The organism is Bradyrhizobium sp. 930_D9_N1_4 (assembly GCF_052076015.1).
In the GTDB taxonomy this organism is placed as follows: Bacteria; Pseudomonadota; Alphaproteobacteria; order Rhizobiales; family Xanthobacteraceae; genus Bradyrhizobium.
Genome location: NZ_CP197236.1, coordinates 4,264,021 through 4,283,734, shown reverse-complemented (window position 1 = coordinate 4,283,734; position 19,714 = coordinate 4,264,021). Strand labels below are relative to the sequence as shown.

17 protein-coding genes are annotated in these 19,714 nt (G+C 64.2%); 12 read left to right on the top strand and 5 right to left on the bottom strand.

From position 1 onward, the window contains the following. The 3 genes from AB7532_RS20145 to AB7532_RS20135 all read right to left on the bottom strand — a co-directional run bounded on the left by AB7532_RS20145 (position 1) and on the right by AB7532_RS20135 (position 3,087). Positions 1 to 1,503, bottom strand: a complete 1,503-nt coding sequence (locus tag AB7532_RS20145) for a sugar ABC transporter ATP-binding protein (protein ID WP_441236495.1) — start codon at positions 1,501 to 1,503, stop codon at positions 1 to 3. 6 nt (positions 1,504 to 1,509) lie between these two features. After that, positions 1,510 to 2,532 (bottom strand): sugar ABC transporter substrate-binding protein, encoded by a 1,023-nt coding sequence (locus tag AB7532_RS20140; RefSeq protein ID WP_441236494.1) that lies wholly within the window; start codon positions 2,530 to 2,532, stop codon positions 1,510 to 1,512. A 150-nt stretch (positions 2,533 to 2,682) separates the two neighbouring features. Beyond that, positions 2,683 to 3,087 carry a globin gene (locus tag AB7532_RS20135; protein WP_441236493.1) on the bottom strand — a complete coding sequence of 135 codons (405 nt, stop codon included), beginning with the start codon at positions 3,085 to 3,087 and terminating at the stop codon, positions 2,683 to 2,685. A 481-nt stretch (positions 3,088 to 3,568) separates the two neighbouring features. Between AB7532_RS20135 and AB7532_RS20130 the strand changes: the two genes are divergently transcribed. The 10 genes from AB7532_RS20130 (at position 3,569) to AB7532_RS20085 (ending at position 14,357) form a co-directional block, all read left to right on the top strand. Beyond that, on the top strand, positions 3,569 to 3,943 hold the full coding sequence (locus AB7532_RS20130; protein WP_441236492.1) for a DUF2946 domain-containing protein: 375 nt from the start codon (positions 3,569 to 3,571) through the stop codon (positions 3,941 to 3,943). A gap of 85 nt (positions 3,944 to 4,028) precedes the next feature. Then, positions 4,029 to 6,431: a TonB-dependent receptor family protein gene (locus AB7532_RS20125; RefSeq protein ID WP_441236491.1), complete on the top strand. Its 2,403-nt coding sequence runs from the start codon at positions 4,029 to 4,031 to the stop codon at positions 6,429 to 6,431. 26 nt (positions 6,432 to 6,457) lie between these two features. Further along, positions 6,458 to 7,669: a sialidase family protein gene (locus AB7532_RS20120; protein ID WP_441236490.1), complete on the top strand. Its 1,212-nt coding sequence runs from the start codon at positions 6,458 to 6,460 to the stop codon at positions 7,667 to 7,669. Then, positions 7,666 to 8,163 carry a TlpA family protein disulfide reductase gene (locus AB7532_RS20115; protein ID WP_441236489.1) on the top strand — a complete coding sequence of 166 codons (498 nt, stop codon included), beginning with the start codon at positions 7,666 to 7,668 and terminating at the stop codon, positions 8,161 to 8,163. The genes AB7532_RS20120 and AB7532_RS20115 overlap by 4 nt, the downstream gene beginning before the upstream one ends. A gap of 28 nt (positions 8,164 to 8,191) precedes the next feature. Beyond that, positions 8,192 to 8,716, top strand: coding sequence for a copper chaperone PCu(A)C (locus AB7532_RS20110; protein WP_441236488.1), 525 nt, complete (start codon positions 8,192 to 8,194; stop codon positions 8,714 to 8,716). Continuing rightward, a complete protein-coding gene (locus AB7532_RS20105; protein WP_441236487.1) occupies positions 8,716 to 9,258 on the top strand; it encodes a YcnI family copper-binding membrane protein in 543 nt (180 codons plus the stop codon). Before AB7532_RS20110 ends, AB7532_RS20105 begins: the two co-directional genes overlap by 1 nt. Next, a complete protein-coding gene (locus tag AB7532_RS20100) occupies positions 9,258 to 10,820 on the top strand; it encodes a copper resistance CopC/CopD family protein (RefSeq protein ID WP_441236486.1) in 1,563 nt (520 codons plus the stop codon). The genes AB7532_RS20105 and AB7532_RS20100 overlap by 1 nt, the downstream gene beginning before the upstream one ends. A gap of 152 nt (positions 10,821 to 10,972) precedes the next feature. After that, positions 10,973 to 12,292 (top strand): proline--tRNA ligase, encoded by a 1,320-nt coding sequence (proS, locus tag AB7532_RS20095; RefSeq protein WP_441236485.1) that lies wholly within the window; start codon positions 10,973 to 10,975, stop codon positions 12,290 to 12,292. Between the two features lie 72 nt (positions 12,293 to 12,364). Continuing rightward, entirely contained in the window at positions 12,365 to 13,645 is a 1,281-nt protein-coding gene (locus AB7532_RS20090) for a lipoprotein-releasing ABC transporter permease subunit (protein ID WP_441236484.1), read from the top strand. A gap of 7 nt (positions 13,646 to 13,652) precedes the next feature. Then, positions 13,653 to 14,357 carry an ABC transporter ATP-binding protein gene (locus tag AB7532_RS20085; protein ID WP_254131834.1) on the top strand — a complete coding sequence of 235 codons (705 nt, stop codon included), beginning with the start codon at positions 13,653 to 13,655 and terminating at the stop codon, positions 14,355 to 14,357. Between the two features lie 129 nt (positions 14,358 to 14,486). On the opposite strand, the gene AB7532_RS20080 is transcribed toward AB7532_RS20085, so the two are convergent. Then, complete coding sequence (locus tag AB7532_RS20080) at positions 14,487 to 15,566, bottom strand: zinc-binding dehydrogenase (protein WP_441236483.1); 1,080 nt, start codon at positions 15,564 to 15,566, stop codon at positions 14,487 to 14,489. 107 nt (positions 15,567 to 15,673) lie between these two features. Here AB7532_RS20080 and AB7532_RS20075 point away from each other — a divergent pair, with 107 nt between their 5' ends. Both AB7532_RS20075 and AB7532_RS20070 read left to right on the top strand, forming a co-directional pair. Then, a complete protein-coding gene (locus AB7532_RS20075) occupies positions 15,674 to 16,447 on the top strand; it encodes a helix-turn-helix transcriptional regulator (protein WP_441236482.1) in 774 nt (257 codons plus the stop codon). Positions 16,448 to 16,532: 85 nt separating this feature from the next. Continuing rightward, the gene (locus AB7532_RS20070) at positions 16,533 to 18,407 is read left to right on the top strand and encodes a caspase family protein (protein ID WP_441236481.1); all 1,875 of its coding nucleotides are present in this window, start codon (positions 16,533 to 16,535) and stop codon (positions 18,405 to 18,407) included. Between the two features lie 115 nt (positions 18,408 to 18,522). Here AB7532_RS20070 and AB7532_RS20065 read toward each other — a convergent pair whose 3' ends face one another. Beyond that, complete coding sequence (locus tag AB7532_RS20065) at positions 18,523 to 19,683, bottom strand: class I SAM-dependent methyltransferase (RefSeq protein ID WP_441236480.1); 1,161 nt, start codon at positions 19,681 to 19,683, stop codon at positions 18,523 to 18,525. Positions 19,684 to 19,714: the final 31 nt, after the last annotated feature.

The window sequence follows — 19,714 nt, the reverse complement described above, 5'->3', positions numbered from 1 at the left end:
TCATGCCGCTTCCAGCAGGCGGTCCTTGCTGACCGGTTCGTTCCTGAATTCCCGCACCACTTCGCCGCGCTTGAGCACGAGGATGCGGTCGGCCAGCGACAGCACCGTTTCCGGCTCGGTCGACAGCACGATGATCGCGAGCCCCTTGGCGCGGAGATCGCGGACGATGTTGATGACGTCGTTCTTGGCGCCGACATCCATGCCGCGCGTGGGCTCGCACAGCACCAGCAGCTTTGGCGGATAGGTCAGCCATTTCGCCAGCGCCACCTTCTGCTGGTTGCCGCCGGAGAGCATGCCGAGGTCGAGACCGACCACCGGCGGCCTGATCTGCAGCTGCTCGACCTGACGCTGGGCGATCTCGCGCTCCTGCGCCGGTTTGAGCAGCAAAGCCGAGATGCGGTCGAGAATGCTGATCGAGATGTTCTTGTAGACCGGCTCCTGGTGAAACAGCATGGCGCGCCGGCTCTCCGGCACCAGTGCCACGCCCGCGCGCCGCGCCGCCGCCGTGCTGCCGAACGTCTTGGGTTTGCCCTCGACGATGAGGGTGCCGCTGTCGGGTTTGAGCTTGCCGAACAGGATGCGCGACAGCTCCTGCTGGCCGCAGCCCATGAAGCCGTAGATGCCGAGCACTTCGCCGGCCCGCGCCTCGAAGGAGATGTCTTTCAGGCTGCGCGCCAGCGATAGCTGGTCCACCTTCAGGACCACCGAGCCGTCCGCTGGCTGCGGCAGCATCAGGTCGTCGCTATAGCTGTGCTCGAGTGCCTCGCCGCCGCGGCCGATCATGGCTTCGATCAGCGCGCCCTTGCTGGTCGCGGCAGCCTCGCTCTCGGCGACCTTTCGCCCGTTGCGGAACACGGTGACCGTGTCGGAGACGCGAAGAATGTCCTCGATGAAATGCGAGATGAAGACGATGCTGGTGCCTTCCTCGCGCAATCGCCGGAGTGTGGCGAACAGGCGCTCGACCTCGGGCGGGGAGAGGGCGGAGGTCGGCTCGTCCAGGATGACGATGCGGGCGCCGGAGAACAGCACGCGCGCGATCTCGATCAGCTGCTGGAGCCCGATCGAGAGGTCGCCGAGCCTCGACATCGGATCGACGTCGATGCCGAAGCGGGCGAGCTGCTCGCTGGCCTCGCGCGCCATCCGCCGCCATTGCACGAGGCCGAGGGCGTTGGTCGGCTGGTTGCCCAGAAAGACGTTCTCGGCGACCGTGAGGTCGGGTGCAACGGAGAGCTCCTGATGCACCATGGCGATGCCGGCTGCATGCGCGTCGCGGGCCGAGCGGAAATGCGTCTCCTGGTTGTCAATCAGGAAGCGGCCGGAGAATTCGCTGTGCACGCCGGCGATGATCTTCATCAGCGTGCTTTTGCCAGCGCCGTTCTCGCCGACGAGACCGTGGATCTCGCCCGCGTGAAGCGCGAAATCGACACCACGAAGCGCTTCGACGCCGCCGAAGCTCTTCGTGATGCCCAGTAGTTCCAGGATGGGAGAACGCACCTCGGGCATGGAGGCTCAGATCAGGAAATGATCCTGCATCCACTGCATCCCGGCGGCATTGGCCTTGGTCACGACCGGGCCGTCGGTGACGACGTTCTTGGGGATACCCTGGCCGCTCTTCTCGCCGCCGACCACGGCGGAGACGCCGGCGATGATGGCGCCACCATGGATGCGGCAGGAGGGATTGCGGACGGTCGCGAACATGCGGCCCTCGCTCACCGCCTGGATCGCCGGTGGCATGGCATCGACGCCGCCGATCAGGATGTTGGTGCGGTTGCGGGCCTTCATGATATTGGCGGCGGCGAGCGCCATGTCGTCATTGTGGAAGAACGCCGCGTCGATCTGCGGATATTTTGTCAGATAGGTTTCCCAGAGGCGGGCGGTCTTCGACACATCCCAGTCGGCCGGCTGGGTGTCGAGCACCTCGATGCCGGGAAACTGCTTCACGACATTGTTGAAGCCCTTCGCCCGTCCTTGCGCGCCGGTATGGCCGAGCGCGCCTTGCGTCATGATGATCTTGCCCTTGCCGCCCATGGCGTTGCACAGCGCCTGCGTCACCGAGGCGCCCATGAACTCGTTGTCGGGGGCGAGGAAGGAGTGGACGTTGATCTGGTCCAGCGGCGCAATCAGCGTGTCCATGTCGATCACGGGCGTGCCGGCGTCGATCATCTTCTGCACGGGCTGGGTGAGAGTGCCGATGCCGAAGGCCTGGATCGCGACGAAGTCCCATTTCTGCGAGGCCATGTTGTCGATCGCCGCGCGTTGTTTCACGGCATCGAGCTGGCCGTCAAACCACGTCACTTCGACGTTGAACAGCTTGCCCCAGAACTCCGCGGCCTGCTTGCCCTGTGCGCACCAGGTCGCCTGGAGGCCTGCATTGGAGAAGGCCGCCTTCAGCGGCTTCTCGCTACGTCCGACCTCTGCTGCCAATGCGGGGCTTATGCCCATGCTGCCGAACAGGGCAGCCCCGGCGCCGGCGGTCGCTGCCGCCTGAAGAAGATCGCGCCTCGTCGTGGAGAAATCTTTCGTCCCGGACATCGCTCGCTCCCATATATTTTTCGTCGGCGCGTCATTGCTTGCGCGACCGATGTCCGAAAGTCTCTCACAAGAGTTGTTGGCACTCAATCTGCAATCAGCCTGCAATCAGCCGCGAGATCGCCGCAGCTGGTGTTGGTGCAGCGCAAAGCGTCAGGCCGGAACGCCGGCGAACGCGTCGATCTCGACGAGCAATGTATCCCAGGCATGGGCGATGTCCGGCGACCATTCATCGCCGAGCAGGTCGCGCAGCGTGTCCCTGATCACGCCGAAGAACGCGATGAACAGTTCGCGCGGCGTGCCATAGCCATCGTGCGAGACGACCTCGCAGGCGATCAGCCGGAAATGTCCGCGACGCTCACCCGCAAAATCGAGAATCGCCTCGATCGTCAGCGCCAGCATCGATCCCTTCACGAGCTCGCTGCCTTGCGTCCGGAACATAGCCCGCGTTTCCGGATGCTCGTCGAACAGACGCTGATAGACGAGCGGGGTGAGATCCGCGCAACGCGCGGCCGCGCGTTCGAAGCTGATTTCGATGGGATTGGGAGAAACATTCATCGGCACTTCAGCCGCGCAGACAAAAAAAGAGCGGGGCCCTGGCCCCGCTCGAAAATTGTGTCGACCCTATTATCCCCGATTCTAAGATTTGCTCTTGATTGACGGGGCGACGCTGCATTTTGCGCGCCAGGGGCTCCTCCCGAGACTTGGACCACCAGACTTTGACCTCGCGGCTAGCCTGAGCAAGAGGGATGCTAGATCAACTTTTCTCACTTGTCATCATTTTCGGCAACGATTGTTCAAAATTAGAGCAGCTGACGAAACGATCGGGCTGTTTGCCATCTAAGCATATGACAAATATAAGAAATCTGTGGATGGTCCAGGGTTTCGCCACTGCCTCAAATGCCGGAGGTCGCCTCCCATGGGGCGGCCGGACCACAGTTTCCGAGAAATTTGTGCTGGACCAGGCCGGCGGCGGAACTGACCTCGACTCAGGTCCCGGCCGGGTGTTTAGTTAGCGCACGAACGAACGGTTCGGTGGATGCGCGCACGGCTGCAAAGATTCTTACCCCTGGTCCTGCTCGCCTTGGCGATGCAGGTGCTGGCGCCGATTGCGGCCTGTCTGGCGGCCAGCCAGGCCGTGGCCGATCCTCTATCTGCAGCCGTCATCTGTCACAGCGCCAGCGAGCAAGGTGGTCTGAACGACCAGACCGGCACGCCGACGGCACATGGTGCTGCGTGCGCACTCTGCTGTCTGGCGCAGGCAAGTGCATCACTCGATTCGCCGCCGCATGCTGCATTCGCCATTCCATTCCGTCACGCCGTGCGCGTGGCGTGGCACGCGGCGGATGTCTCTGCCGCCGCGGCCCATAAGAGCCCAAGCGCCCAGGCGCGCGCGCCTCCACGCTTTTCCTGACGACCTTCGTGATTGCCGCGGTCCGTCCGCAGGCGATTGATGCTGTCGAATGGCCGGAGAGAAAGCCCGGCGTCAGGAATGCCCCATGTTACGTTGTCATGCCCGCCGTGGCGCGAGTGTCGTTGCCGTTCAGGCTGCGCTGCTTGCGTCGTCGAGCGGTGCCTTTGCCCAAAGCGGCAATACCGAGCTTCCCGCGGTGACCGTCGAGGCACCGCAGGCCGCTCGCGCCAAACCGGTCGCCCGGCCCTCGAAACCGCGATCCGCTTCGGCGGGCCGCGCCGCAAGGCCGGTTACGCCGATCGCGAACGTCAGTGCATCGACCCAGAACAGGACGGTGACTACGAGCGCCGCGCGCGATGGCCTCAATCAGGCGCCGGCCGGCCAGACCGCGACGACCATCGATCGCAGCCAGTTCGACAACCGTCCTGCGTTGTCGGTCAGCGACGTCCTGCGGGACAGTCCGGGCATTTCGATCAAGCAGGGGAATGGCCCGCGCGATTTCGGCATCTCGATTCGCGGATCGAACGCGAGGAACGGCTTCGGCATCCGCAATCTCGTGATCTTCGACGACGGCTTTCCAGTGACGCAGCCGGACGGCCTGTCGCGGAGCGATTTGATCGATCCTCACGCCTATGGCGCCATCGACGTCGTCCGCGGACCCTCATCGGCGCTTTACGGGAACTACGCGACCGGCGGCGCGCTCAATTTCCGGACGCGGCCGGGCGGCACCATCGATGGCGTCGAATACGGCGTCGACGGCGGCAGCTACGGCTACCTCAACAATTACCTGGCTGCTGGCAAGAAGGTCGGGAATTTCGAGGGCTCCCTGTTCGCAAGCGACACGCGGGCCGACGGCTATATCGGCAACAGCTGGTTCAACACGCAGACCGTCAACTTCCTCGGGACGCTCAAGGCGACTCCCGACGATCGCTTCACGGTCAAGATCATCAACAACGACCTCAGCACGCGGCTGCCGATCCGGCAGTCGCTGAACCAGTATTATCAAAATCCCTTCCAGCAGGGCTGCGCGACGGGTGTCTCGGCGGCAGCCGGATGCGCCACGGTCCTGCTTAACAACAACGGCTTCAATCCGACTGCCGGAACCGACAAGGAGACGGCCGTGCAGGCGGGGCTCGGCCGCAACGACCGCCGCACCATCGTCGGTGGTCGGTGGGAGCACGATTTCGACAACACCACGACCTGGCGCAACCAGTTCGTGTTCGACGATCGCAACATCAGCCAGCCGACCGGCACGACCAGCGCGATCGGAGACTTTCCCTCGTACAATTTCATGAGCGACGTCACCAAGCGAGGTGAGATTCTCGGTTTGGAGGCGACCACGTTCTTCGGTGCTTTCTATAACACCCTGACGGCCTCGAGCGATACGCGGGCCGTGATGCCTGGCGGCAACGCGACTCTCGGCAGGCTCACGAATAACCTCTACAGTGAAACGTCGAACTACGGCGTGCGCGCGCGGGAGGGACTGCGGCTTGCACCATCGCTGCTCGCCATTGCCGGCATCGGCTGGGAGCAGACCGTCCTGAAGGGCATAAACACGGCCTACAGCTACTCCGGTCCGACGGGCGTCCTGGATCCGCTGAAGGTTACCGCTGCGGATAGGCAATTCCAGAATACGGCACCCGAGCTGGCCTTGCTTTATACGGTCAACAGCGAATGGCTGGTCCGCGGCCGGGTCGCCACGGGGTACGGCACGCCGCAGGTTTCGAACCTGTTTGTTGTTCAGAGCGGGGCTGCGGGCAACAATACCCAGCTCCAGACCCAGAAAAATCTCGGCTACGACCTCGGTTTTGACTGGACGCCGAACAGCACGCTCAAGCTCAGCGCGACCGGCTTCTACGAGTTCTTCCGCAACGAAATCGTCACTCAGGCGACGCCGCTCGCCGGCGTTACCTATTCTTTCAACGCACCGCGATCGGAGCATCGCGGCGTCGAGCTCGCGGCCGACTGGAAATTCCAGCCGGGCTGGCGCTTCACGGCGGCGTACACCTATCTCGACGAGGTCTACACCGAGTATGTCGAGAATATCGCCAAGGGGGCTGTGTTCAGCTTCAACCGGGCAGGCAACAAGATTCCCGGTATCTCGCCTAACGAGCTGACGGCGAGGATCGGCTACGATGAATTCGCCGGGCCGCTGACAGGCCTCGGGGGCTTCATCGAGCTCCAGTGGAAGGACTCCTTCTACATGGACAATGCAAATTTGCTGAAGGCACCTGGTTACGAATTGGTCAACGTCAACGTTCACTACAAGACCGATCTGGTATCCGACACGTTCAGAACCCTGAACCTGTTCCTCGAAGTGAGAAACGTGTTCGACCGCACCTATGTTGCCTCAGCAAACAATATCACCAACACGGTCTCGGCCGCCGGCGTTCAAGATCCTGCGAGTACGCTCGCAAACACGACGGGATCGATCTACGCGGGCTCGCCGCGCCTGTTCGTTGCGGGTATGAAGGTGGCGTTCAGATGATCCGGGCTCTCGAAGGGAATAGGGCCATGATCCGAAGCGGCTTGCTCGGGCTAGCTGCTCTCGCGTTTCTGCCGGGCGCGGCGCTCGCGCAGATGCACGGTCAGCATGCATCTGAGGCGGCCTGCGAAGAGCCGACGTTGCGCTGTGCGACCAAGGTGACGCCGGCATTCGGACCGGACGGAACGCTGTGGCTCGCTTGGATGGCGGGCGGGCAGGTCTCGGTTGCGAGTTCGCAGGATTGGGGGCGGAGTTTCTCCGCTCCAGTCCAGGTCACGACGAAACGGCTGAACCTCGATTGGGGGCCGGATGCCCGGCCGAAGATCGTGGTCGATCGCAAGGGCGGCATCGCGCTTGCATTCTCGATCTTCAGGGACGAGGCCTTTAACGGTCAGGTGCTCTACACGCGCTCGGCCGACGGCGGGAAGAGCTTTGCTGAGCTGAAGCCGATCACCGCCAGCAACGAGAGCCAGCGCTTCGAGGCGCTGGCGCTCGATCAGGATGGAACGGTCTTCGCAGCCTGGCTGGACAAGCGCAATCGCGTTCTCGCGAAGGAAGCGGGACAGAAGTACGAGGGAGCGGGGCTGTTCTTTGCCGCGTCCAGCGACGGGGGCACCACCTACGCGGAGGCCCGGCTGGCGCGCGAAGGCACCTGCGAATGTTGCCGGTTGGGGCTGACATTCGCGGCGCCGGGCCGGCCGGCGGTGATCTTCAGGAACATGTTTGACGGCGGCGTGCGCGATCATGCGGTGATGACCTTCACCGACCTCACGACTCCAGGTGAAGTCCGCCGGGTCAGCAATGACGACTGGCAGATCAATGCCTGCCCACATCACGGGCCGAGCCTCACGGTTGCGCCGAACGGGACCTACCACGTCGTCTGGTACACGAACGGCAAGGCGCGCAAGGGATTGTTCTACGCGCATTCGCGCGACGAGGGCCGCACCTTTTCTGCACCGATGGCGTTGGGGCAGCCGGGCCGCAGTCCGACGCGCCCCTACGTGCTGGCAAGTCCTGCGGGAACGGTGATGGTCTGGAAGGAGTTCGATGGCGAGAAGACCTCGGTCCAGCTGACGATCTCCCGAGACGATGGCGAGACGTGGTCGCCACCGAAGACGATCGCGAGTACGACCGACACGTCCGATCATCCCTTGCTCGTTTCCAATAGCCGGCAGACTTATCTGTCATGGATGACGAAGGCGGATGGCTATCGGCTCACAGCAATCGAGGACCAGCCATGAAACGTCGATTTGCCGGTATCCTGGGTCTGGGTATCCTGATCGCATCGGTCTCTGCGCCCGGCGCGGCGCCGGCCCTGAAACCGTTCGAGCGCGGCACCTGGCAAAGCGTCCTGAAGGGCCACGCCGGCCGTCCGACGCTGGTGCATTTCTGGGGCGTGACTTGCGGGCCCTGCAAGGTCGAGCTGCCTGAGCTCGGGCAATTTGCAAAGGATCATCCCGGGATCGACGTGGTCACGATCAGTGCCGATCTCGTGCCGAACCTGCCGGCGGCAACGCAATCGATGCTCGACAAGGCGGGACTATCATCGACCGAGAACTTCATCTTCAGCGACGGCTTTGTCGAGCGATTGAGGTTCGAGATCGATCCTGCCTGGCAGGGCGACATTCCCCGGACCATGCTGATCTCCCGGGACGGGACCGTCACGACGATCGAAGGCTCGGCTGAGATGGCCGATCTCGAAAAATGGTCGGGCCAACAGCTCGGCACGCACTGAAGTTCTATCTGCAAACGGGAAGACCAATATGAAGACGATGTTGAAAGATGTGATGCTCGCGGCGATCGCTCTCGCGTTCTGCGCGGCACCGGCCGCGGCCGATGACGTCAAGGCCGGCGATCTCGTCATCTCGCAAGCCTGGAGCCGTGCGACGCCTGGTGGTGCCAAAGTCGCGGGCGGCTATCTCACCATCGAGAACAAGGGAGCTGCGGCCGACAGGCTGGTCAGCGTGTCTGCCGATATCGCGGGGAAGGCCGAGGTCCACGAGATGGCGATCGATAACGGCGTGATGAAGATGCGCCCGCTCGACAAGGGCCTCGTCATCGACGCCGGCAAGACGGTGAAGCTTGCTCCAGGCGGCAATCATCTGATGCTTCAGGAGCTGAAAGGCGCGTTCAAGCAGGGCGACAAGGTGCCGGTGACGCTTCAGTTCGAGAAGGCCGGCAAGGTCGCGGTGTCCCTCGACGTTCAGGGCGTCGGCGCGCAGGCGCCCGGCGGCGATGGCGGGCACATGATGAAGAAAATGCCTGATCATTCGGGAATGAAGATGTGATGAAGCAGATCAAGTTTCCCATGACCTCGGATCGAATCCTTGCTGGCCTGATCGCCGCGCTCGCCGCGTCGCCCGCGGCGGCGCATATCACGCTCGAGACCAAGCAGGCGGCGGTCGGCTCCTACTACAAGGCCGTCTTCGCCGTGCCGCACGGCTGCAAGGGCTCGCCCACGGTGAAGATCCGGGTGCAGATTCCGGAAGGCGTGATCGCGGTGAAGCCGATGCCGAAGGCGGGCTGGAGCGTCGATGTCGTCGAGGGCAAATATGCCGGCGAATACGATTATCACGGCAACAAACTCACATCCGGCGTCAAGGAAGTCGCCTGGTCCGGCGGCAAGCTGCCGGATCACAATTACGATGAGTTCGTGATCAGCAGCTTCCTTACGGGCGGCCTGAAGCCCAACACGACGCTGTATTTTCCGGTCGTCCAGGAATGCGAGAGCGGCGTCAGCCGCTGGATCGAGATTCCGGCGGAAGGGGCGAAGCATTCGCACGAGGGCAACTCGCCGGCGCCTGGCCTGAAGCTGCTGCCAAAGCCCTGATGCGCCTGCTCGCCGCGCTCGCGACGCTGCTTCTTGCTGTCGGCTTCGCGACCGGCGCGCTGGCGCATGCGGCGCTCGTCGCGGTCGAGCCAGTCAGCGGCAGCATGCTCGCGGTCGCGCCGAAGGCGGTGGAGCTGCGGTTCAACGAGGCGGTGACGCCGGGCGCGATCCGGCTGATCGACGGCGCGGGCAGGGCGCGGGACGATGCGCGCGTCAACGCATCGGGCGAGACGATCTCGATCGCGATGCCGCCGGACCTGCCGCGGGGTACGGCGGTGGTGAGTTATCGCGTGATCTCGCAGGACGGTCATCCCGTCGCGGGTTCGGTGATTTTTTCGATCGGCATGCCGACGGGAACGCAGCCTCCTGCAAGTGCCGACGGCGGATTGAACGCGCTGATCTGGCTGGCACGGGTTGGTCTCTATGTCGGGCTGTTCGTCGGCGTCGGCGGCGTGTTCTTTGCGCGCTGGATTGCGTGGTCGATGACCGGAATGACGGTACCGCGCGTGGCGCTCGCGGTCGGTCTTCCGAGCGCGGTGTCGTCCCTCGGTGTGTTGGGCCTCGATCTCCTCGGCCTGCCACTGGCGGCTCTCGCAACAGCGGCTCCCTGGAAAGTGGCATTTGCGACCAGTGCCGGACCCGCCTTGCTCGTTGCCATCGCCGCGATGCTGATCGCGCTGCTGGCGCTGCGCAGCGCGTGGTACGCGCGCGCTCTTGCGATCATCGCCTTAATCGGCGTCGGCCTGTCGCTCGCCATGACCGGGCACGCCGCCACGGCACCGCCCGAGGCGTTGACGCGCCCTGCGATCTTCCTCCACGGTCTCGGCGTCACCATCTGGATCGGTGCGCTCGCGCCGCTGGCCGCGCTGATGTCGAAGCCGACGGTCGCGACGCTTCCCATTGTGAATCGCTTTTCCCGCATCGCTGCGCTCGCGGTTGGCGTGCTGGCCTTGACCGGGCTTGGCCTCGCGATCGTCCAGCTCGAAAAGCCGGTCGCGCTGGTCGAGACCCGCTACGGGGCCATCCTCGCGACCAAGCTTTCACTGGTCATAGGGTTGCTGGCGCTTGCCGCGCTCAACCGGTTCCGGCTGACACCAGCCCTGGCCCGGGACGCTACGGGAGCTCCCGCGCTCCGACGTTCGATCGTGCTGGAAAGCGTGATTGCACTCGCCATTCTTGCCGTCGTGGCCGGCTGGCGCTTCACGCCGCCGCCGCGGACCATCGTTCCCGACACGCCGTTGGCGATCCACATCCACACCGACAAGGCGATGTTCCAGGTGCTGGTCTCGCCGGGCAAAGTTGGCCTCGACGACTTCGTGCTTCAGCTCATGACCGGCGATGCCGCGCCGCTGGTGGCCAAGGAGGTGACGCTGACCCTGAGTCTGCCTGAACGCGGCATCGAGCCGATCGAGCGGGACGCCGCGCTTGGCCCTGACGGCTACTGGCATGTGCGCAAGGTCGAGCTGCCCTTCGCCGGCCGCTGGCATGTGCGGATCGATGCGCTGGTGACCGATTTCGAGAAGGTGACGCTGGAGGACGATCTCGACGTCGTGGCGCCTTGAAGCGTGCCACTTGCTGCTCAAGTTGAACCTGAAGGCAACGGAAAAATGACAGGAATTCCGACGCCTTAGCGGCTTTTCCTCATTCCCGGTCTTGTGTTTTCGCTCTCAATCCGGTTTCACTGCAGGCCAGCACTGATTCCCAGAGTATTGCCATGCGGTTGTCGCGGTTCTTTCTGCCCATCCTGAAGGAAAATCCGAAAGAGGCGGAGATCGTCTCGCATCGGCTGATGCTGCGGGCCGGCATGATCCGGCAGGAGGCGGCCGGTATCTATGCCTGGCTGCCGCTCGGCTTCCGTGTGCTGAAGAAGATCGAGCAGATCGTCCGCGAGGAGCAGGACCGCGCCGGTGCGTTGGAACTGCTGATGCCGACGCTCCAGCTCGCCGACCTCTGGCGCGAGAGCGGCCGCTACGACGCCTACGGCCCGGAGATGCTGCGCATCGCCGACCGCCACAAGCGCGAGCTGCTGTACGGACCGACCAACGAGGAAATGATCACCGAGATCTTTCGCGCCTACGTCAAGTCGTACAAGAGCCTGCCGCTCAATCTCTATCATATTCAATGGAAATTCCGCGACGAGCAGCGTCCGCGTTTCGGCGTGATGCGCGGCCGCGAATTCCTGATGAAGGACGCCTATTCCTTCGACCTCAACGAGGCGGCAGCGCGCATCTCCTACAACAAGATGTTCGTGGCGTATCTGCGGACCTTCGCGCGAATGGGGCTGAAGGCGATCCCGATGCGCGCCGAGACCGGCCCGATCGGCGGCGATCTCAGCCACGAATTCATCGTGCTCGCCGAAACCGGCGAATCCGGCGTGTTCATCAATCGCGACGTGCTGGACCTGCCGGTGCCGGGCGAGGACGTCGACTACGAGAGCGACCTGACGCCGATCATCAAGCAGTGGACCTCGGTCTATGCCGCGACGGAGGACGTCCACGACGGCGCGCGGTTCGAGCAGGAAGTGCCCGAAGACAAGCGGGTCAACACCCGCGGCATCGAGGTCGGCCAGATCTTCTATTTCGGCACCAAATATTCCGACGCGATGAAGGCCCTGGTGGCTGGTCCCGATGGTGTGGACGTGCCGATCCATGGCGGGTCCTACGGGGTCGGCGTCTCGCGCCTGCTCGGTGCCATCATCGAGGCCTGCCATGACGATGCCGGCATCAAATGGCCGGAGGCGGTGGCGCCGTTCCGCGTGTCGATCCTCAATCTCAAGCAGGGCGATGCCGCGGTCGATGCGGCCTGCGAGAAGCTCTACGCGGAGCTGACCGCCAAGGGCGTCGACGTGCTCTATGACGACACCGACCAGCGCGCCGGGGCCAAATTCGCCGCCGCCGACCTGATCGGCATCCCCTGGCAGATCATGATCGGCCCGAAGGGGCTCGCCGAGGGCAAGGTCGAGATCAAGAAGCGCAGTGACGGCTCCCGCGAGACGATGTCGCCTGCGGACGCGGTCGCCCGGCTGGTCGGTTGAATAGTGTTCATCGCGCGATAGTGGGCCGGTAATCCGGCCACATTTGACCCCGAATCATGGGATTATCGAGCGATGGATGAAACCATGACTGAGACCAAGCCAACCGCGCCTTTCGCGCCATTCGAGTGGATGCTGTCGGCGCGCTATCTGCGGGCGCGCCGCAAGGAGGGATTCATCTCGGTCATCGCCGGGTTCTCCTTCCTCGGCATCATGCTGGGCGTTGCAACGCTGATCATCGTGATGGCGGTCATGAACGGCTTCCGCAAGGAGCTGCTCGACAAGATCCTCGGCCTCAACGGCCACATCCTGGTGCAGCCGCTGGAATCGCCGTTGACCGACTGGAAGGACGTTGCCGACCGCCTCAGCCAGGTGAAGGGCATCCGGCTTGCCGCGCCCGTGGTCGACGGCCAGGCGCTGGCGTCCTCGCCGTGGAACGCCTCGGGCGTGCTGGTGCGCGGCATCCGCTCCGACGATCTCAACAACCTCACCTCGATCGCCAAGAACATCAAGCAGGGCTCGCTCGAGGGCTTTGACGACGGGCAGGGCGTGGCGATCGGCCGGCGCCTCGCCGACCAGCTCTCGCTGCACGCCGGCGACAGCATCACGCTGGTGGCGCCGAAGGGCGCGGTCACGCCGATGGGCACCACGCCGCGCATCAAGCCGTACAAGATCGCCGCCGTGTTCGAGATCGGCATGTCCGAATACGATCTCGGCTTCGTGTTCATGCCGCTCGCGGAGGCGCAGGCCTATTTCAACCGCAGCAACGACGTCACCTCGATCGAGGTGTTCACCACCAATCCGGACCAGATCGTCGCCTTCCGCCAGGCGGTGACCGAGGCCGCGGGCCGGCCGGTGTTCCTGGTCGACTGGCGGCAGCGCAACTCGACCTTCTTCAACGCGCTCCAGGTCGAGCGCAACGTGATGTTCCTGATCCTGACCATGATCGTGCTGGTCGCAGCGCTCAACATCGTGTCCGGCCTGATCATGCTGGTGAAGGACAAGGGCAGCGACATCGCCATTCTGCGCACGATGGGGGCCTCGCAGGGCTCGATCATGCGCATCTTCCTGATCACGGGCGCCTCGATCGGCGTGGTCGGCACGCTGGTCGGCTTCTTCGTCGGTCTCGTGATCTGCCTCAACATCGAGTCGATCCGGCAATTCCTGTCCTGGCTGACCTCGACCGAGCTGTTCTCGCCGGAACTCTATTTCCTGTCGAAGCTGCCGGCCGAGATCGACATCGGCGAGACCACGGCCGTCGTCATCATGGCGCTGACGCTGTCGTTCCTGGCGACGCTCTACCCGTCCTGGCGCGCCGCGCGCCTCGATCCGGTCGAAGCGCTGCGGTACGAGTGAGGGGCTGATGGAGCAGCAGCAGGGGGCGGAAGATGTACCGGTCATCTATCTCCACGAGATAAAACGGCAGTATTTGCAGGGCGAGGCGGCGCTGACGATTTTGGACAACGCCAAGCTCGCGCTATGGGCGGGTCAGTCGGTCGCGCTGGTCGCGCCGTCGGGCTCGGGCAAGTCGACGCTGCTGCATATCGCAGGCCTGCTCGAAGCCCCCGATTCCGGCGAGGTCTATGTCAACGGCGCGCCGACCTCGCAGCTGCCCGACATCGAGCGCACCCAGCTTCGCCGCACCGATATCGGCTTCGTCTACCAGTCGCACCGGCTGCTGCCGGAGTTCTCGGCGCTGGAGAACGTCATGATGCCGCAGATGATCCGCGGCCTGAAGAAGTCCGAGAGCGTCAAGCGCGCGAAAGAGATTCTGGGCTATCTCGGCCTCGGCGACCGCATCACCCACCGCCCGGCCGAACTGTCGGGTGGCGAGCAGCAGCGCGTCGCGATCGCGCGGGCGGTGGCCAATGCGCCTCGCGTCCTGTTCGCGGACGAGCCGACCGGCAACCTCGATCCGCACACGGCGGACCATGTGTTCCAGGCGCTGATGCAGCTGGTGAAGGCGACCAAGGTTTCCATGCTGATCGCGACCCACAACATGGAGCTCGCCGGCCGCATGGACCGGCGCGTGTCGCTGTCGAACGGCCAGGTCGTCGAGCTCGAATAAAAAACTGCGAAAACAACCCCATGCACAGTAGCCGGACACCGGCGGCCACGAGCGGGGTGATGCCTTTCAGCCCATTGAGATGTCATGAAAAACCGCTGCGACGGCGCATCGCCGCAGCGGCGGGCCATTTTACGGCCTGATCACCGTCAGTCTGAACGGTCCGCCATGGGCCGCGGCGTGATCCACCGCCTCGTTGGCGTGGTCGAGGTCGAATTCCGTCGTCTCGTATTCGTCGAGCCGCAACAACCCCGCGCGCACCAGCGCGATCAGGCGACTCGCCGCATCCGGCGGATACATCCAGACGCCGTGAATGCTGATGCAATTGCGCATGATCCAGGGATAGGGCAGCTCGAGCCCGGCGCCGCCGGCCATGCCGACGCCGCCCATCAGCACGACGCGGCCGTAGGCGCGCACGGTCATGACCGCCGCGCGGACCACGTTCGGGCTCACCGAGGGCGGCATGATGTCGAACACGCAATCAATCGGGCCGGGTGCGGCACGCTTCATGGCCTCGCAGTCGTTTGTCTCGTTGCCGGAGAGCTTGACCGGCTTCACGCGGCTGCCGAAGCGGCGGACGAGATCGGCCAAAATCGTCGCGTTGCGGCCCGGGGCGACCACGCAGGCCGCGCCCATGGCGAGCGCGACCGACACCGCAGCACTGCCGAAATTTCCGGTGGCACCGCTCACCAGCACGGTCTCGCCCGGTTGCAGGTTGGCGGCAAGGAAGCCGCCATAGGGCACGAGCAGCGTGCCCAATGCGCACCACTGCGTGGCCTCCTCGGACGTGATCGCGCCGAGAGGTTTGACGTTCTCCGTCGGGACCCGCATCTGCCCGGCCCATGAGCCGTGGCGAAAATGCTGTTGCAGGCGCATGCCGCCGGGACCGGCGGCCGTCAGCCCTTGCAGCGCGATGTCAGGCGCAACCGCATCGTCGCGGGAGCGCACCGTCGGGTCGCAGAACACCCAGTCGCCGACCGCCAGTTTGGTTGCGTCCGGGCCGATCGCGCGGACGCGGCCGATGGCGCCGGGGCCCGGGATGATCGGCAGGTCGAGCGCGTAATTGCGTTCCCCGCTGAAAACCTCGTTCATGTAGGAGAGGACGCGCGTGGCGACGACATCGACGATGACCTCGCCGGTGCCGAGCACGGGGTCCGGGGCATTCTCGATCGCGAGCGGCGATCCAAAGGATTTGAGTATTGCGGCTTTCATGATGTTCACCTCTTGAGCGGTGAAGCCCATATGCGCCGCCTTGGAAGAGCCAGGAAGGCCTGGTATTATCCTAGTATTACAAAGACCCTCCATGCGGGAGCGACATCATGGCCGACCCACGCCGCGTCGAATTCGGCGACTTCCTGCGCTCCCGCCGCGAGAAGCTGACGCCGAAGACGGTAGGGCTGCCCGCGGGCAGCCGGCGCCGCACCGCAGGGCTCCGCCGCGAGGAGGTCGCGCAGCTCGCCGGCATCGGTGTCGATTGGTACATCCGCCTCGAACAGGGCCGCACCGTCAGCCCGTCGGTCACGACGGTGGACGCGCTGGCGCGTGCGCTACGGCTCAGCAAGACAGAGCATGCGCATCTCAAGGCACTCGCCCGCGACGGCGCGAGAGGCGCGTTCGCGCGCGAGATCGTGCCTCCCTCCATCCGGCGGATGATCGAGAGCCTGAATCATCCGGCCTATGTCACCGGGCGGCGCTGGGACGTGCTGGCCTGGAACGACGCGGCCGAAGAGGTATTTGCATTCGGACAATTGCCGGAGCGGGATCGCAACACGCTGCTCCTCGTCATGACCGACAAGCAGCGGCGAAAGTTGTATGGGGCAGGCTGGACGGACATGGCCAAGGGCATGGTGGCGATGTTTCGCGCAACCCACGACGTCTGGGCCGGCGATCCCGCCTTCGCGGAATTGCTGGCGCGGCTGCGCGAAGGCAGTCCGGAGTTCGTCAAATGGTGGGAGGCGCACGAGATCCGCGGCACCATGTCGGGCCGCAAGACCATGTCCCATCCGACCCTGGGCGTGCTGCATTTCGAGCACACGAGCTTTCAAGCCAACGACGATCCTGCGCTGAAGCTGGTGATTTATACGCCGGTGTAAGAAGGGGAGTGACCGACCTCACAGAGTGATCTCTTGCCTTTCGGCAGGCTCTGCCTACGCTGCGCACATGTTATTCGGGGCTACGATGGGCGCGTTTCGCTGGTTCGCACTGCTCGTTTCCATTTGGCTGACCTGCGGCTCGGCGCAGGCCGAGCGACGCGTCGCGCTGGTGATCGGCAATTCCGCCTACAAGAGTGTGCCGCGGCTTGGGAACCCGGTGAACGATGCCGCGCTGGTCGGTGGCATGTTCAAGAAAGCCGGATTTGACCTGATCGACGTCAGGACCGATCTCAACGCCGCCGAGATGCGCAAAGCCTTGCGGGAGTTTGGTGCACGGGCACGCGACGCCGAGGTCGCCGTCATTTACTACGCCGGTCACGGCATCGAATTGGACGGGTCAAATTACCTGATCCCGACCGATGCGGCGCTGGAGACCGACAGCGATGTTCTCGACGAGACCGTGGCGCTGGACCGGGCGCTGTTCGCGGTCGAGCCCGCAAAGCAGCTTCGCCTGGTCATTCTGGACGCTTGCCGTGACAATCCCTTTGCGAAGACGATGAAGCGGACGGTTGCGGCGCGCGCGATCGGCCGTGGTCTTGCCAAGGTCGAGCCGACCAGCCCCAACACGATGATCGCCTTTGCCGCGAAAGCGGGCTCGACGGCTTCGGACGGCGATTCCAGAAACAGCCCGTTCGCAGCCGCGTTGGTCGAGCGATTGCCGACACCCGGTCTGGACTTGCGCAAGGCGTTCGGTTTTGTGCGCGACGACGTGTTGAAGAACACGAGCTACCGGCAGGAGCCCTATGTCTATGGCTCTCTCGGCGGCGAGGACGTTGCGCTCGTTCCGGCAAAGCCGGTTGCCGTCGGGCCGCAGGCGAACCCGGATGAGGCGGTCCGCCGCGACTACGAGCTGGCGTTGCAGATTGGCACGCGGGAAGTCTGGACGGCCTTCCTCTCCAAATATTCCGATGGGTTCTATGCAAGCCTCGCCAAGGGACAGTTGAACCGGATCGCCGCGGAGGAAACACGGTCCGCTGCCGCCGAGAGAGCAAGGCAGGCTGAGGACGAAAAAGCACGCCTTGCGGTCGAGCGCGCCAGGACGGCGGAACAGGACAAGGCTGCTGCCGCCGCCAAGGTTGCCGAGGACGCCCGTCTTGCCGCGGAGAAAGCAAAGCAGGCGGAGGAAGCAAAGGCAGCCGCCGCCGAGCAACGGCGCAAGGAGGCCGAAGCGGCCGCGGCCAGGGTGATTGCCGACAAGCAGGCCGCCGAGAAGGCGCTCGCCGACAGGGTTGCAGGTGAAAAGGCGGCCGCGGAGTTGGCGGCTGCGCAGAAGCAGGCGTCCGAGACGAAGGACAAGACCGGGAGCGGCGAGAAGGTGGCAGTCCTCGCGCCGGCCAACTCGCAGCCGTCCCTCTCTCCGCAAGAGACCGCAAAGCTGGTGCAGTCGGAGTTGCGGCGTGTCGGATGTCTGACAGCCTCGGGCGAGGGCGACTGGAACGCGGTGTCGCAGCGTTCGCTGACCTTGTTCAACAAATATGCCGGAACGAAGCTCGACCCGAAGCTCGCAAGCTTCGATGCGCTCGACGCCATCAAGGCGAAAACGGGTCGCGTTTGCCCGTTGGTCTGCGATCATGGTTTCCGGGCCGACGGCAATGCTTGCGTGAAGATCGCCTGTCGCGCGGGATACCGCGTCAACGACGACAATGAATGCGAGAAAGTACAGGACAGGAAACCGGTCGCGCGCGAGGACGCGAGCAAGCGGGACGTGGAGCGCAAGAAGGTCGAAACCGCGCCATCAACTCCCCAGGCGTCCGGTCAGATCATTTGCGGTCAGGCGGGATGCCGGCCGGTGGCGCGAGGATGCAGGCTTGAAAGAGCCACCGCGGCTTCCGGAACGGGGAACGTGGGCTCGGCATATGCCGGCAACGGCACCGGCGGATTGGTCGAAGTGTGCAGATAGAAATCAGCCGCTAGCGAATATTTCCCGGGCAGCTCCCCAGCCACGTGCGGGCCGATCCCATCCGGCAGCCTCCAACGCCACAAGCGATCGCCCTACGGACAGACGGTCGGATCAATCACCGCGTCAGCTTGAAGATGCTGACGTCGATGGCGTCATGGCGAAATCCGGTTTCGCAATAGGCCAGATAGTATTCCCACATCCGGCGAAACGTCATGTCGAAGCCGAGCGCCTCGATGTCCGGCCACGATGCCAGGAAGCGATCGCGCCAGTCCTGAAGCGTGCGGGCGTAGCTCAGACCGAAGGACTCCCGGCCCGTCACCGTGAGCATGGCCTTGGCGGCGTAATCCTCGACGATTTCAGCGGTCGGCAGCATGCCTCCGGGGAAGATGTGGCGTTGAATGAAATCCGGGCACGCGCGATAGGAATTGAAGCGTGACGGCGCGATCGTGATGATCTGCAGCACGGCGACCCCGCCGTCGACGAGGCACGACCGGAGCTTTTCAAAATACAGCGGCCAGTACCGTTCACCGACGGCCTCAAACATCTCGATCGACACGATCCGGTCGAAACGCCCGACGATATCGCGATAGTCCTGGAACAGAATGGCGGCCTTGCCGGTCTCGATTTCCGTCTCCAGGCGCTCGCGGGCATAGGCCAACTGCGCGTTGGAGAGGGTGACGCCGGTGACGGTGGCATCGTGGCGGCGAACGAGGTGTTCGGCGAGCGATCCCCAACCACATCCGATCTCGAGAACCCGCTCGCCTCCCTTGAGATCGAGATGAGTGGAGACCCTATCGAGCTTGTTTCGCTGCGCGGCTTCCAGCGAAAGCTCCGATTCATAGATCGCGGAGGAGTAGTTCATGCCCTGATCGAGCCAATGGCGGTAGAACTCGTTGCCGAGGTCGTAGTGAGCCGCGATATTCTTCCGGCTGCCGGTCCTGGTGTTTTCGTTGGCGCGGTGCCGGAGCCAGCCGAGGACACGAGCGACGCGCGAGCCGGCCACAGCGGCAAACGAGGTCTCGTTTCGAACGATGAAATCGAGCACCCCGACCAGATTATTGGTGGACCAATCGCCCGCGATATAGCCGTCGGAGAAGCCGGCCTCGCCGGACAGCAACAAGCGCCGCAGGGCGCGCCAGCGATGCACGGTGATCGTGACGTCGCTGCCCTGATCGCGAACACCGAGCTCTCGGCGGCCCAGATCGAGCCGCTCGCCGTTCGGGAAAACCAGCCGCAAATGACCGGATTGAATCGGAGGAAGCAGCCGACCCATCATCCGGGTTGTCAGCCGCGAGGGCCCGGCGACG

What these genes read in the sequence shown, in the direction of transcription:
- AB7532_RS20070 (WP_441236481.1), top strand. Translation starts at nt 16,533, where the DNA reads ATGGGCGCGTTTCGCTGGTTCGCACTGCTCGTTTCCATTTGGCTGACC.
- AB7532_RS20120 (WP_441236490.1), top strand. Translation starts at nt 6,458, where the DNA reads ATGATCCGAAGCGGCTTGCTCGGGCTAGCTGCTCTCGCGTTTCTGCCG.
- AB7532_RS20140 (WP_441236494.1), bottom strand. Translation starts at nt 2,532, where the DNA reads ATGTCCGGGACGAAAGATTTCTCCACGACGAGGCGCGATCTTCTTCAG.
- proS (WP_441236485.1), top strand. Translation starts at nt 10,973, where the DNA reads ATGCGGTTGTCGCGGTTCTTTCTGCCCATCCTGAAGGAAAATCCGAAA.
- AB7532_RS20100 (WP_441236486.1), top strand. Translation starts at nt 9,258, where the DNA reads ATGCGCCTGCTCGCCGCGCTCGCGACGCTGCTTCTTGCTGTCGGCTTC.
- AB7532_RS20110 (WP_441236488.1), top strand. Translation starts at nt 8,192, where the DNA reads ATGAAGACGATGTTGAAAGATGTGATGCTCGCGGCGATCGCTCTCGCG.
- AB7532_RS20145 (WP_441236495.1), bottom strand. Translation starts at nt 1,503, where the DNA reads ATGCCCGAGGTGCGTTCTCCCATCCTGGAACTACTGGGCATCACGAAG.
- AB7532_RS20115 (WP_441236489.1), top strand. Translation starts at nt 7,666, where the DNA reads ATGAAACGTCGATTTGCCGGTATCCTGGGTCTGGGTATCCTGATCGCA.
- AB7532_RS20075 (WP_441236482.1), top strand. Translation starts at nt 15,674, where the DNA reads ATGGCCGACCCACGCCGCGTCGAATTCGGCGACTTCCTGCGCTCCCGC.
- AB7532_RS20135 (WP_441236493.1), bottom strand. Translation starts at nt 3,087, where the DNA reads ATGAATGTTTCTCCCAATCCCATCGAAATCAGCTTCGAACGCGCGGCC.
- AB7532_RS20065 (WP_441236480.1), bottom strand. Translation starts at nt 19,683, where the DNA reads ATGATGGGTCGGCTGCTTCCTCCGATTCAATCCGGTCATTTGCGGCTG.
- AB7532_RS20125 (WP_441236491.1), top strand. Translation starts at nt 4,029, where the DNA reads ATGTTACGTTGTCATGCCCGCCGTGGCGCGAGTGTCGTTGCCGTTCAG.
- AB7532_RS20090 (WP_441236484.1), top strand. Translation starts at nt 12,365, where the DNA reads ATGGATGAAACCATGACTGAGACCAAGCCAACCGCGCCTTTCGCGCCA.
- AB7532_RS20130 (WP_441236492.1), top strand. Translation starts at nt 3,569, where the DNA reads ATGCGCGCACGGCTGCAAAGATTCTTACCCCTGGTCCTGCTCGCCTTG.
- AB7532_RS20085 (WP_254131834.1), top strand. Translation starts at nt 13,653, where the DNA reads ATGGAGCAGCAGCAGGGGGCGGAAGATGTACCGGTCATCTATCTCCAC.
- AB7532_RS20105 (WP_441236487.1), top strand. Translation starts at nt 8,716, where the DNA reads ATGAAGCAGATCAAGTTTCCCATGACCTCGGATCGAATCCTTGCTGGC.
- AB7532_RS20080 (WP_441236483.1), bottom strand. Translation starts at nt 15,566, where the DNA reads ATGAAAGCCGCAATACTCAAATCCTTTGGATCGCCGCTCGCGATCGAG.